Origin of the sequence: Nonomuraea fuscirosea, assembly GCF_035917475.1 — a bacterium.
Taxonomy (GTDB): domain Bacteria; phylum Actinomycetota; class Actinomycetes; order Streptosporangiales; family Streptosporangiaceae; genus Nonomuraea; species Nonomuraea fuscirosea.
In genome coordinates, this window is record NZ_CP109074.1 from 1,407,245 (window position 1) to 1,420,639 (window position 13,395).

The following is a 13,395-nucleotide window of genomic DNA, read 5'->3' on the forward strand; positions in this document are numbered from 1 at the left end:
CGGGTCGTCCGTCCGGGACGTCCGTCCGGGACGGCGGCCCGGTACGCCGGCCCTGGTCGTCGGGCCGGTCACAGCTCGCGCAGGGCCGGCAGCAGCTCCTTCTCCGCCCAGTCGAAGAACGGCTGCTGCTGGTCGTGCCCGATCTGCACCAGCGCCACGTGCGTGTAACCCGCATCGGCGAACTTCCTGACGCCCTCCACCACGGCGCTCACGTCGTCGCCGCACGGTACGCTCTCCGCCACGTCCTCGGGGCGGACGGTGCCGGCGGCCGCGGCGAAGTTCACCGGTCCTGGCAGCTCCGCCATCACCTTCCAGCCGCCGACGGCCGACCAGCGCCACAGCTCGTGGGCGCGCCGCACTGCGGCGTCTCGGTCGGTGTCGTACGCGATCGGCAGCTGCCCGTAGATCGGCTTGCCCTCCCCGCCGGCCGCCTTGAACTGCCGCACCACCGCCGGCATCGGCTCGTTGACGACCAGCACGTCCCCGAACTCGGCGGCCAGCTCGGCCGACTGCCCGCCGGAGGCGGCGATGCCGATGGGCACGGGCCGCTCCGGCAGGTCGTACAGCTTGGCCGAGTCCACGTCGTAGAACTCGCCCTGCCGGGTGATGTACTCGCCGCTGAACAGCTCCCTGATGATCTGCACCGCCTCGGCGAACATCCGGTGCCGCGTGTCCACGGGCGGCCAGCCCTCGCCGATGACGTGCTCGTTGAGGTTCTCGCCCGCGCCCAGCCCCAGGGTGAACCTGCCCTTGCTGAGCACCCCCATCGTGGCCGCCTTCTGCGCCACCACGGCCGGGTGGTAACGCATGATGGGGCAGGTCACGTACGTCATGAGCGGCAGCCGCTCAGTCACCTGCGCCGCGGCGCCCAGCACCGACCAGCAGTAGGGCGAGTGCCCCATCTCCTCCAGCCAGGGAAAGTAGTGGTCGGAGATGACCGCGTAGTCGAAGCCGGTCCGTTCGGCCGCGGCGGCGTAGTCGACCAGCTCGCGGGCCGGGGTCTGCTCGGACATCAAGGTGTAGCCGATTTGTACCATGGGTCCCGGCTACCCAGGGTTTGTGTGGACTAGCGTCGAGGGACCGGAGATCAATGATGGTCGCGCTCGCGCAGCTCCTCGATCACCAGGCCGAGGCCGATGCCGAGCAGCCAGACGTCCTTGGCGACGGCCAGGCCCTGCGGGGCCGGGCGCAGGCTGCCCTCCTGTCGCATCCCCGGCGTCCGCAGATAGAGGCCGAGCAGTCCCGCCGCGAAGCCGGTCAGCGCCGCCCCGGCCAGCAGCGACGGCACGAACGGCGTCGCCAGCGCCACGCCGAGGGCGATCTCGGACCTCGACAGCAGCCGGACGAACGCGGCCGGCTCCATGCGGCCGAGGAAGGGATACGTGGTCGTCGCCATGCCGTGCGTGGCCGCGGCGCCCTGCTCGTCCGCGTGGGCCTTGCCCAGGCCGGAGTCCAGGATGATGGCCGCGGCGGCCAGACGCGGCGGCAGCTGGTGGGCGCGAGCGAAGATCCTCATGGTTCCTCCTCTCTCCGAAAATCCGGCATCCAATCACATACCACTCCATACCTCCGATGTGCTGCTTCCAGGTGCGGGGGACGTCCGCTGGCGGAAGAATTCATAGGCCGGGCTTGACCGCGCGCACTAGTGTGCAGCTGTGACAAATGGCGCATACCTGAGATACCCACACCTGCACGGTGACCTGGTCACTTTCGTCGCCGACGACGACGTCTGGCTCGCCCCGCTGACCGGAGGAAGAGCGTGGCGCTTCACCGCCGACCGCGTCTCCGTGTCGTACCCGAGGTTCTCGCCCGACGGCGCGCGCATCGCGTGGACCGGTTCCAGGGAGGGCGCCGCCGAGGTGTTCGCGGCCGAGATCGACGGCGGGGAGGGCGAGCGGCTGACGCACTGGGGCGGCGGCTCGACCTCGGTCCGCGGATGGACGGCGGACGGGCGGGTGCTCGCCGTCAGCGCGACCGGGCAGAGCTCCGACACCCGGCGGTGGGCGTACGCGGTGCCGCTCGACGGCGGGCCCGCCACGCGGTTGCCGTACGGGTGGGTGAGCGACGTGAGCATCGACGGGCCCATCGACGGGCCCATCGACGGTGCCGGAGCTGGGGCCGGGACCGGGAGTGGCACCGCGAGCGAGGCCGGTGGCGGTGCGCGGGTCGTCACCGTGTCGTCGATCTGGCGCGAGCCCTCGCAGTGGAAGCGGTACCGGGGCGGCACGGCCGCCAAGATCTGGGTGGACGCTGAAGGGGACGGCGAGTTCACCCGCCTGTTCGCCGACAGCGCGGCGCAGTACTGGTCGGTGAGCTGGTCGGGCGACCGGATCGTCTACCTGTCCGACGTGGACGGCGTCGGCAACGTCTACTCCTGCCTGCCCGACGGGTCCGACGTGCGCCGGCACAGCTCCCACGAGGAGTTCTACGCCAGGCACGCCACCAGCGACGGCGAGCGGGTCGTCTACAGTCACGCTGGCGACCTGTGGCTGATGGAGAGCCTGGACGCGGAGCCGTACCGGCTGGACGTGACGCTCGGCGGGCCGCGGCCGGGACGCGCCAGGCGGCCGGCGCCGCTGCGGGTGGGGGCGTACGCGCCGGACGCGACCGGGCGCGCCAGCGCCGTGGAGATCCGCGGCACCGTGCACTGGGTCACCCACCGCGACGGGCCCGCGGGTGCGCTGCGGGCCGAGCCGGGCGTGCGCGTACGGCTGCCGCAGGTGCTCGACGCCGACGGCAAGGCCGTGTGGGTGTCCGACGCCACCGGCGAGGACGGCCTGGAGATCGGCACCCCGGGCGGCGAGGTCCGCACGCTGGCCGCCGGCCGGCTCGGGCGGGTGCTGGAACTGGCCGCCGCCCCCGACGGCAAGCACGTGGCCGCCGCCACGCACGACGGGCGGCTGCTCGTCATCGACCTGGACAGCGAGAACATCCGCGAGCTGGACAGGACCGAGCAGGGCGACGTGGGCGGCCTGACGTTCTCGCCCGACTCCGGCTGGCTGGCCTGGGAACATCCGCACGACGTACGCCTGACGCAGATCAAGATGGGACGGGTGGACGGCACCTCGGTGATCGAGGTGACCCCGCCCCGCTTCGTGGACCACGACCCCGTCTTCACCAAGGACGGCAAGCACCTGGCCTTCCTGTCGGTGCGGACGTTCGATCCCGTCTACGACGCGCACGCCTTCGACCTGGCCTTCGCATACGGGGACAAGCCGTACATCGTGCCGCTGCAGGCCGCCACGCCGTCCCCGTTCGACCCCTCGCTCCAGGGGCGCGGGTTCAACGGTGAGGACGACAAGCCCGCGAAGGGGGAGAAGAAGGACGACGAGCCGCCGCGCACCGAGGTCGACCCCGACGGGATCTTCGCGCGCGTGGTGCCCGTGCCCGTGCAGGCCGGCCACTACGGCAACCTGCGCGCGGCGAAGGACGCGCTGCTCTGGCTGCGTTTCCCGATCGCCGGGCGCCTCGGCGACGGCAGCGAGCAGAGCCCCGACATCGTCCTCGAACGCTACGACCTCAAGAAGCGCTCCAAGTCCGAGCTGGGCAAGGAGGTGCGCTCGTTCGAGGTCAGCGGCGACGGCTCCAGGCTCGTCACCCACGGCAAGAACGGCCTGCAGACCCGGCCCGCGAGCGAGGGCGACGACGTCGTCACCATCGACCTCGACCGCATCGCCGTGCGGATCGAGCCCGTGGCCGAGTGGCGGCAGGCCTACCGCGAGGCGGGCCGGCTCATGCGCGACCACTACTGGCGCGCCGACATGAACGGCGTCGACTGGCAGGCCGTGCTCGACCGCTACGAGCCGATGGTCGAGCGCATCGGCTCCCGCGCCGAGCTGATCGACCTGCTCTGGGAGGCGCAGGGCGAACTCGGCACCTCCCACGCCTACGCGTACGCCACCGGTGGCGGCTCCGACCCGAGACGCCGCCAGGGTCTCCTCGGTGCCGACCTGGCCAGGGACGACGACGGCGTCTGGCGCGTCGCCCGCATCCTGCCGGGCGAGTCGTCCGACCACGCCGCCCGCTCGCCGCTGCTCGCCCCCGGCGTCGCCGTCCGCCCCGGCGACGCGATCATCGCGGTCGGCGGCCGCCCGGTCGATCCGGTACGCGGGCCGCTGGCCCAGCTGGCCGGCACCGCGGACCGGCCCACCGAGCTGACCGTCCGGCCCGGCTCCGGCGGTGACGTGCGCCGCGTCGTCGTCACCCCGATCGCCGACGAGTCGCAGCTGCGTTACCACGAGTGGGTGGAGGGCCGGCGGGCCCACGTCAGGCAGGCGTCGGGCGGCCGGCTGGGATATCTGCACGTTCCGGACATGGTGGCCAGCGGGTGGGCGCAGTTCCACCGCGACCTGCGTACCGAGATGGCCTGCGAAGGGCTCGTCGTGGACGTGCGCGAGAACGGCGGCGGGCACCTGTCCGAGCTGGTGCTGGAGAAACTGTCCCGCCGGGTCACCGGCTGGGCGCTGCCGCGCGGATACAAGCCGATGCGCTACCCGGAGGACTCGCCGCGCGGGCCGGTGGTGACGATCGCCGACGAGTTCGCGGGCTCCGACGGCGACATCGTCAGCGCCGGCATCAAGAATCGCGGGATCGGGCCGCTGGTCGGCGTACGGACGTGGGGCGGCGTGATCGGCATCGACAACCGGTACACGCTGGTGGACGGGACCGTGGTCACCCAGCCGCGGTACTCGTTCTGGCTCGAAGGGCCCGGCTGGGGCGTGGAGAACCACGGCGTCGATCCCGACGTCGAGGTGGTGATGACGCCGCAGGACCGGGTGGCGGAGCGGGACCCGCAGCTCGACAAGGCGATCGAGCTCGCGCTCGCGGCCCTCGACGAACACCCGGCGGCCACCCCGCCGGACCTGCCTCCACTGACCTGACCCCGCGTCGGCCGCAGACCCGCCCGGACCCGAACGAACCGGGCCGGGCGGGTCCCGGACCGGCCCGGATCGCCAGGGCCAGGCATCAGGCGACGCGCGTCAGGCCATGCGCGTCAGGCCATGCGCGTCAGGCAACGCGCACCCGAGGATGCGGATCAGGCCATGCGCGCCCGAGGATGCGGATCAGACGATGCCTGCCGGGCGATGCTGACGGTCGAATGACGCGGATCAGCCGATGTGGGTCAACCGGTTGAGGATCTCGTCCAGGATGGCCTCGGTGGTGGCGAAGTTGAGCCGTACACAGTGCTCGCCACCGGGGCCGAACGGCGCGCCGTCGTTCAGCCGGACCCTGGCCTCTCGCTCGATCACTTCCGCCATGCCCGGCCGCCCCACCTCCAGCCAGGCCAGGTACGTCGCCTCCGGGACGCGGTAGCCGAACGCGGCGGGCAGGCGCCGTGCGAGGGTGTGCCGGTGCCGGTCGAGCAGGGCCACGGTCTCGGCCAGCCAGTCGTCCCCGTGCCGCCAGGCCGCCACCGTCGCCTCGACGCCGAAGACGCTCGGGGAGCCGTACACGAACGGGGGCTGCGCGTCCATGGCCGCGCGCAGGCCAGGATGCCCGAGGTGGGCCACCGAGCATCGGATGCCGCCCAGGTTGAACGCCTTCGTGGCGGAGGTGAGCGTGACGGTGCGCTCGGGCAGGATCATGGCGAACGGGATGTGCCGGTGCGGTTCGTAGACCAGGTCGGCGTGGATCTCGTCCGCGATGACGAGCAGGTCGTGGCGTTCGGCGCTCTCGGCCAGCGCGGTCAGCTCAGCGTGGGTGAACACCCGGCCGGTGGGGTTGTGCGGGTTCACCAGCAGCAGCACCCGGCAGTCCGACAGGTCGGGCAGCTCGAAGCGCCACGTGGCGCCGTCCGGCTCCATCTGGATCGGGCGCAGCGGGCGTTCCATGATCTGCAGCGTGTCCAGGAACGGATGGTAGAGCGGGGCGTGCACGGCGACCCCGTCTCCCGGCTTGGTCCAGACCTGCAGGATCGCCTGGACGGCCTGGTTGAGGTCGCTGAACGGACGTACGTGGGCGGTGTCCGGACGCCAGTCGTAGCGGGCGGCCATGCGCTCGGCGAAGGCCTCGGCCAGCGGGCCGGCGTTCGGGTCCACCAGCCAGCTCGGATAGCCGAGGTCGCCGGCGGCGCGGCGCAGCAGGGCCTCGGTGACGGCGGGGGCGGTGGGCAGGTCCATGTCGGCGACCCAGGCAGGGATCACTCCAGGCTCGACCGCCGACCACTTAAGACCATCATGAGTGGATTTAAGGTCTATGGGGGGATATACGTCCTTCACTCAGCCATTCTAGGATTCGTGATTGTGATGAGGCGGTGCGGCGGATTGTGGCAGGCTGGGCGGCCATGATGCCCCACCCGAAGATCGACGCGATAGTTGAGACGTATCTCATCTTGGCCGACGCGGAGGCTCCCGGTCTGGTGGAGGGCCTCTATCTGGAGGGCTCGGCGGCGCTGGGCGACTACCGGCCCGGCACGAGCGACGTCGACTTCGTGGCGGTGACGGCCGACCCGCCACCGGCCGGGGTGCTGGAGCGCATCCACACCAAACTCGGCGCCCACCCCCTCGAAGGCGTCTACCTCACCTGGGACGACCTCGGCCACAACCCCTCCGACCTGGGTGAACGCCCCCAGGCCCGCGCTGGGCGGCTCGACCGGCGAGGCACCCCCAACCCCGTCACCTGGCACACCCTCGCCCGCCACGGCCTGACCTGCCGGGGCCCCAAGCCGGAGGAACTGAAGATCTGGAACGATCCCAGCGCCCTGGCCGCCTGGACCGACCGCAACCTCGACCTCTACTGGCGCCGCCTGGTCACCCGCGCCGCCCGCCCCCTCTCCCCGTGGGGCCTCACCTGCCTCGGCGGCTACGGCACCGTCTGGATGGTAACCGGCGTATCCCGCCTGCACTACACGCTGGCGACCGGCGAAATCACCTCGAAAACGGAGGCCGGCCGCCACGCCCTGCAAGTCTTCCCAGAACGCTGGCACCGCGTGCTGAACGAGGCACTACGCCTCCGCGAGGAAGACACGGCAACGCCGACCGTGGCGAGCGTAGTCGCCGGCCTCGGCGACCACTTCGGCACCCCGCGCCGCTCGCTGTACGGCTCCCCGTTCGAACGCAGAAAAGACGTCCTGACCTTCGCCGACCACACCATCACCGCAGCCCACAAGCTCTACCGCACCCCCTGACCCACCCAAACAAGCACCAACCCCAACACGCACCCAGACACCACTCCACCCCCACTGCACCAAGACAGCGCCCCACCCCGCCACCGCTTCACGGACGATCAGTCGCCTTGGACTGGCCCGCCTGCGACGCGCACTCAACGTACCGCTGCTCTACGCTAAGCAGCCGTATCCACGGGCCCCGAGGTGACGGGCCGCCCCACCCCGCCGACGGTCCTCTGAACGAGCGACCACACCCACTTGCGCCTAGAGCCCGGCCCCATCGCCGAAGCCTTGGGGCAATCAGTCGCACGGACTGGTCTCCTTGCGACGCGCAGCTCAACTTCCCGATGCTCTACGAATGAGCAGCCACATCCGCCGGCACGGGGAACGGGCTACCTGCACCGCCAAGGTCCTCCGGATGATCAGCCGCATCGGCTGGCGCCCCGGCCACGAGCACCCCGGATGTCGAACAGGTGGACAGTCGCACCCAGCGACGTCCTTCGGACGCGTAGACCCTTTGCCGTCGAGAGCCGCGCGCACCTCGTCGGCGATGCGCGTCCTTGGGTGCGAGCAGCTGCGGCTGATCATCCGGAGGGCCTTGGCGGTGCGTGGGGCGGCCCGTCCCCTGCCTTGCCCCGGCGCCGGTCCGGGCAGCACCGTTGGCCACCGTCATTCCGGCCATTTTCGTTACGCGCTGTCGCCGGGCACCCCGAGGTGACCCTGCCGCTCGCCGGGAGGAGGAGGACGTCGGGAGCGATCTACGGTCGTATGTCGGGGATGCCCGAGACAGATGGCCTGCCGCCCCCACGCCGTGGCTGTCGGCGTAGGAGCGGCGACGGACCCGTCAGCCGGTGACCAGGCAAGCAGCACCGAACGCCCCTGGAGGCGCGGATGCGGCGTACCTCATCGATCAATCATGCGGTGCGACCGTCGGCGCGGTGGCGGCGACGGGACGCACGTCTTGCGGCCTGCGACTTCTGCCGCCGCAGGCGGTGCGACACAGGAAGAACAGGACACTTGCGCCCTTCGGCCAGTGGCTCTGAACCTCAGGAGCCTGACCTGGGACGAACGGGACGCATGCCTTTCAGCCTGCGGATCCCGGAGCCCAGGCGGTGTGACGTGGAACGAACGAGACACTCGCCCGGCCACGCCTCACTAGCTGGCTAGAGCCGGCGCAGGACCGCTACGACCTTGCCCAGGACGCTGGCCTCGTCGCCCGGGATCGGCTCGTAGTTGGGGTTGTGGGGGACGAGCCAGACGTGCCCGTCCTTGCGCTTGAAGGTCTTGACCGTGGCCTCGCCCTCGATCATGGCCGCCACGATGTCGCCGCTCTCGGCCACCGGCTGCTGCCGGACCACCACCCAGTCGCCGTCGGCGATGGCGGCCTCGATCATCGAGTCACCCGTGACCTGCAGCAGGAACAGCGTGCCCTCGCCGACGAGCTGCTTCGGCAGCGCGAAGACGTCTTCGACGCTCTCCTCGGCCAGGATCGGCCCACCGGCGGCGATACGGCCCACGAGCGGGACATAGGCGGCGGTGGGGCGGTTGACCGTCGGCTCCTCGTCGCCGGCGTCGGGGTCGACCCACAGCACGGGCTCGCCCGGCAGGCGGACCTCCAGCGCGCGCGGCCGGTGCGGGTCGCGCCGCAGGTAACCCTTGCGCTGCAACGCCGTCAGCTGGTGCGACACGCTGGACGTGCTCGTCAGCTGCACCGCCTCGCCGATCTCGCGCATGGACGGCGGATATCCGCGCTGCTGCACCGAGTCTCGGATCACTTCCAGGATCTTGCGCTGCCTGGGGGTCAGCCCCAGGGAGTCTCGCCGGCGCACCGCGAGGTCGCTGACCCCGTTTGTGCCATCCCGCTCGGTCATGCTCTTCCTCCTCCTCGCCTGGTGGCCCGCCTTACCGGCGAACCTCCCGGTCCGTGGTCCTGATGTCGCACACAGCGACCGTATCGCTGTTGAAGATCATCTTCAAACAATTGTTCGAGTCTTCCTCGAAAAAGTCGCCAGTGTGGTGTACAACATCGTACGGGAGTTCGATCGACACCGTGTTCGATTTGCTGATCTTTATTTGGCCTTTTCCTCAGGCCACACGGCAGGAGGTCATCCATGCGAACGCCCACGAATACGGACACGACCAGCGAAGATGCCAACCAGCTCACACTGATAGCCGATGCCACGCAGAGTAAGGATCGACGGGGAGACAATACGCGGGTGAAGGCCGGTGTCCGAGCGAATTCCGGTAAGAGGTTGGGGCCCCGCGCGACTGGTGGGGGAAGATCCCATTTGCGCCTCGTCCCGCCTCCGCGTACAGGGGGCGACTCCGACGACACGGTGCCGCCCGTGAGTGTCAGGACGCGAAGGGGGCGGGGGAGCGACACGCCGGACGGCACGGACGACACCGTGTCGACCCGCAAGCCTGAAGCGGTCCGAAAGTCTGAGGCAGCCCGAAAGTCTGATGCAGTACGAAAGCCGGGGATGGCCCGCGGGCCAGGGGTGGTTCGCGAGTCTGAGACGGCCGGTGGGTCTGAGACGGCCCGCGACTCTAGGACGGCCCGCTGGTTGGGGGCGGGGCGCAAGTCCGGGACTGCCCGCAAGCAAGGGGGAGCCGACAAGCTTGGTGCTGCCCGCAGGCAGGGGGAAGCCGACGAGCCTGGGATGGGGCGCGAACCAGCGGTGGGGCGTAAATCGGCGGTAGGGCGTAAACGAGGGGTGGGGCGCGGTCCGGTCGCTGTCGAGGGGAGCAGATCCACGATCAGCGGCAAGCAGCCATCCGCCACGAAGCGATCACCGGCTGCCGGTGGACGGTGGCGGACCGGCTCGACCTCACGGCAGGACGAGGCCGCCGCTGCACGGGGTGGCCTGCTCTTCCGGGCGGGTGGTCGTCTCCTGCGGCGGAGAGGCGCGTCCTCCCGGGTGGGCGACGCATCGCGTCCGAACGGCCCTTCCGGTCGGCCTGCCGGTGCCGAAGTGCGGCGCATCGGCGGGAGGAAGCCCGGCGCCGAGGGGAGGCGGCGCGACAACGGAGGGCTGCGCAGTGTTTCCGGGTGGCGCGGTGCCGAGGGGCAGGGTGCCGAGGGGCAGGGTGCCGAGGGGCGTGGTGGCGAGGGCCGGGGGTCTCTTCGGCCGAACCGGGATGGTGCTGCCACGGTGCGGTTGCGCCGGATCGGTGCTGTGCCGGCGCGGCCGACGCGAAACGGTGCTGCTCCTGTGCCGCCGACTCGGAACGGTGCTGCTCCTGTGCGGTTGACGCGGCGGGGGCGGGTCGTGCTGGTGATCGTGGTGGCGCTGCTGGCGCTCGGGGGGTTCTGGCTAGGTACGCGGGCGGTGGGGCACGCGGACGTCCAGGTCGTGGTGACCGGGCAGGCCGGGCTGCCGTGGGTGGAGGTTCACGAGGGGGACACTTTGGGGGAAATCGCTGACGCACTCTCCGAGGGGGACGCTCCCACCGCCCTGGTGGAGGAGATCAAGCGGCTGAACGGCCTGCCCGACTCCCTCATCCGACCCGGCAGCCGGCTGTACGTCCCGAACGACACCGCCGCCTTACGGTGATCGCGGGCATCACCGCGGCACAGGGTATGGCCAGGATCGCAGACACTACGCACTCACGGGTATGGTCACGATCGCAGGCATCGCAGGCATCGCAGGCATCGCAGGCATCGCAGGCATCGCAGGCATCGCAGGCATCGCAGGCATCGCAGGCATCGCAGGCATCGCAGGCATCGCAGGCATCGCAGGCATCGCAGGCATCGCACGGAATGCTCGGATTGTGGCCTTGCGCGGATTGCGGTCATTGCGGTGATCGCGGCAGTGCGCGGCCCCGAGCCGGGGTGGCTTCCAGCCTGATGACTTGTCGCGACCGTCCGATCGCGGCCGCCTGACTCTGAGTGGCCTCAGCCTGGCGGCCTGGTCCTCGTCCGGCTGATCCGAGCACCTGACTCCGGGCGCTCTCAGACCGGTGGTCTGATCCGGCCGACTGATCTGGGCAGTCGCGGCAGCGCGGGCTGACCTCCGATTACCTGCGCCTGGTCGCCTGGTCGCCTGGTCGCCTGGTCGCTTGATCCCGGTGGTCTGGTGGTCTGGGTTGCGCGACCTGGTCACGGCTGGGGATCGGATGCGTCGGGTGAGGTCAGGCGGGTTCGCGGGGTGTGTAGAGCATGATCCAGTGGTCTCTTTCCGGGTCGTGGAGGACTTCGCTGTCGAAGGTCAGCCAGCCACGGGCCGGATGGTGGAGGCGTTTGGTCAGGGAGCGGAATGATCCGACTTCGCCTCGTTCCCAGTGATCGCGGAAGGCCGCACTGGTCTCGGACAGTTCCGCGTGCAGGGACTGGAGGTACTCATCGCCCGGGTAGCGGCTGAGCGCGGCACGGAGCTCAGCGGTGGCCGCACGGGCGAGTTGCCCGGCACCGTCGTCGCCGAGCACGTCGGGGACCGCCGGGGCCGTGAAGCACTGGTAGACGATGTTGCGTCCGTAGCGACCGGTGCAGGAGAGCGGCCCGAGGAGGTCGGCGGCGGCGGCGTTGTGGGCGAGCAGGTCCAGGCGTCCGTCATGGACGGTGATGGGCATGGTGTCGTCGAGGGTGCGCAGCAGGCGGAGGAGCCCGGGGCGGATCTCGCTGTCCGGGGAGAGGGGTTCTGGAGGCAGTTCGCCGGCGAGCCGGAACAGGTGGGCGCGTTCGGCGTCGGTCAGCGTGAACGCTCGCGCGAGTGCCGTGAGGACCTCGCGCGACGGGCGCGGTGCTCGGCCCTGTTCGAGGCGGGTGTAGTACTCGACCGAGATCCCCGCGATCTCGGACAACTCCTGGCGGCGTAGCCCCGGGACGCGCCGGTGTGAGGTGCGCGCGATGCCCGGCCGGTCGGGGGGCGTCAGCGCCGCGCGCCGGCGACGCAGATACTCCCCGAGTTCGGGCCGGGCGGTGTGCGGCATGTCCACCATTGTGCCGTGGGGCGCCGACCGTGCGGGCTCGCCTGCGTGGCCCTCCCGGTACCAGGCACGGCGAGGTCTTCCCCGCCCGTACGGGGCCTCGCAGAGTCGTGCGAGTGCCGATATTTCGGCCTTCGTACGACCATGGAGTCAGCACATGACCACAGCCACCCGCACCATAGTCATGACCGGCGCGACCAGAGGCATCGGCCTCGAAGCGGCAGCGGAGATCCTGCGCCGCAGCCCGGAGACGCACCTGGTGGTGCTCGCCAGGGAAGCCTCAGCCGCCCACGTACTGCCATGGCTGCGGGCCGTCTCCCCGCACGTCTCCGCGATCCACGTGGACCTCGCCGCCAAGGCGAGTGTCGAGGCCGCCGCCGCGCAGGTGGAGGACCTCGTGGACGCGGGCGCGCTCCCCCCGCTGCGGGGCGTCGTGTGCAACGCCGGCGTGCACCTGTCCGACGCCCTGCACACCAGCGCCGACGGGTACGAGCTGACCTTCGCCGTCAACGTCCTCGCCACCCACCTGCTGCTCAGGCGGCTGCACCCGCATCTCCAGGCGCCCGCGCGCATCGTGGTCTCCGTCAGCGACGCCCACTACGGCGACCTCCGGCACACCGGCGCCACCATGCCCGCGCCCCACTGGCAGGACCCGGCGATCCTCTCCCGGCCCGGCGCGTTCGGCCGTTCTGAGCGGGTTCGTTCCGGTGGCCGCCGGGCGTACACGACCAGCAAGCTCGGCGGCATCCATCTCGTGCACGAGTGGGCCAGGCGGCTCCCCGAGGGCGTCGACATCGTGGCCTACAACCCGAGCCTCGTGACGGGTACGGGGCTCGCCCGGGAGGCAGGCGGTTCGCTGCAGTTCGTGATGAAGTGGCTCATCCCGGTCCTCGAAGTGACGCCCCTCGTCGACACCCGGCCGGTCGCGGGGCGCAAGCTGGCCGACGTCGTGCTCGGGGTGACGAAGGCGTCCACCGGCTCCTACGTCCACCGCACCAGGGTCATGCGCTCGTCCGCGGAGTCGTACGACGCCGACCGCGAACGAATGCTCTGGGAGTGGCTGGAGAAGGCCTGAGGAATGCGGCCGGCGGAGGGATGAGAGCGCAGGTGGGAGGGGTTGTACGTAAGGCCCGTCCGGCGCGGGACGCGGGGCGTGGCGCGCGTACGTACGGGAGAGAAGTGTGAGGGAGGCTCATGAGGCGGGGCGGAAGCGGTGGAGGTGTCGTTCGGTACCGTTGTGAGGTTTGTTCACGAACGAGGCCCGGAGCAACCGATGTGACGCCTCACCTGCGAGAAGATCACCTACGGCCGGCCGACACGCCCGGGGCGGATGGGGTCAGTGGGCTGATCAGCGACTTCGGCGG

The 13,395-nt window shown here is 70.8% G+C and carries 10 protein-coding genes; 5 read left to right on the forward strand and 5 right to left on the reverse strand.

Annotated features, from left to right (window positions below; genetic code table 11):
- Positions 1-68: 68 nt before the first annotated feature.
- Together OIE67_RS06325 and OIE67_RS06330 are read right to left on the reverse strand one after the other, a co-directional pair.
- The gene (locus OIE67_RS06325; RefSeq protein ID WP_326637539.1) at positions 69-1,037 is read right to left on the reverse strand and encodes a TIGR03557 family F420-dependent LLM class oxidoreductase; all 969 of its coding nucleotides are present in this window, start codon (positions 1,035-1,037) and stop codon (positions 69-71) included.
- Positions 1,038-1,087: 50 nt separating this feature from the next.
- Positions 1,088-1,516 carry a hypothetical protein gene (locus OIE67_RS06330; protein WP_326637541.1) on the reverse strand — a complete coding sequence of 143 codons (429 nt, stop codon included), beginning with the start codon at positions 1,514-1,516 and terminating at the stop codon, positions 1,088-1,090.
- A 139-nt stretch (positions 1,517-1,655) separates the two neighbouring features.
- On the opposite strand from OIE67_RS06330, the gene OIE67_RS06335 reads away from it, so the two are divergent.
- Positions 1,656-4,880 (forward strand): S41 family peptidase, encoded by a 3,225-nt coding sequence (locus OIE67_RS06335; protein ID WP_326637543.1) that lies wholly within the window; start codon positions 1,656-1,658, stop codon positions 4,878-4,880.
- A gap of 228 nt (positions 4,881-5,108) precedes the next feature.
- Here OIE67_RS06335 and OIE67_RS06340 read toward each other — a convergent pair whose 3' ends face one another.
- The gene (locus OIE67_RS06340) at positions 5,109-6,143 is read right to left on the reverse strand and encodes a MalY/PatB family protein (RefSeq protein WP_326637545.1); all 1,035 of its coding nucleotides are present in this window, start codon (positions 6,141-6,143) and stop codon (positions 5,109-5,111) included.
- A gap of 140 nt (positions 6,144-6,283) precedes the next feature.
- On the opposite strand from OIE67_RS06340, the gene OIE67_RS06345 reads away from it, so the two are divergent.
- Positions 6,284-7,126, forward strand: coding sequence for a nucleotidyltransferase domain-containing protein (locus OIE67_RS06345; protein WP_326637547.1), 843 nt, complete (start codon positions 6,284-6,286; stop codon positions 7,124-7,126).
- 1,142 nt (positions 7,127-8,268) lie between these two features.
- Here OIE67_RS06345 and lexA read toward each other — a convergent pair.
- Positions 8,269-8,976, reverse strand: coding sequence for a transcriptional repressor LexA (gene lexA / locus OIE67_RS06350; RefSeq protein WP_106250306.1), 708 nt, complete (start codon positions 8,974-8,976; stop codon positions 8,269-8,271).
- Positions 8,977-10,347: 1,371 nt separating this feature from the next.
- Between lexA and OIE67_RS06355 the strand changes: the two genes are divergently transcribed.
- Complete coding sequence (locus tag OIE67_RS06355) at positions 10,348-10,659, forward strand: LysM peptidoglycan-binding domain-containing protein (RefSeq protein WP_326637549.1); 312 nt, start codon at positions 10,348-10,350, stop codon at positions 10,657-10,659.
- 61 nt (positions 10,660-10,720) lie between these two features.
- Positions 10,721-10,909 carry a hypothetical protein gene (locus OIE67_RS06360; protein WP_326637551.1) on the forward strand — a complete coding sequence of 63 codons (189 nt, stop codon included), beginning with the start codon at positions 10,721-10,723 and terminating at the stop codon, positions 10,907-10,909.
- 327 nt (positions 10,910-11,236) lie between these two features.
- Here the strand turns inward: OIE67_RS06360 and OIE67_RS06365 are convergent, their stop codons facing one another.
- Positions 11,237-12,034, reverse strand: coding sequence for a helix-turn-helix transcriptional regulator (locus OIE67_RS06365; protein ID WP_326637553.1), 798 nt, complete (start codon positions 12,032-12,034; stop codon positions 11,237-11,239).
- A 154-nt stretch (positions 12,035-12,188) separates the two neighbouring features.
- Here OIE67_RS06365 and OIE67_RS06370 point away from each other — a divergent pair, with 154 nt between their 5' ends.
- Positions 12,189-13,106, forward strand: coding sequence for an SDR family NAD(P)-dependent oxidoreductase (locus OIE67_RS06370; RefSeq protein WP_326637555.1), 918 nt, complete (start codon positions 12,189-12,191; stop codon positions 13,104-13,106).
- The last annotated feature ends 289 nt before the right edge of the window (positions 13,107-13,395 follow it).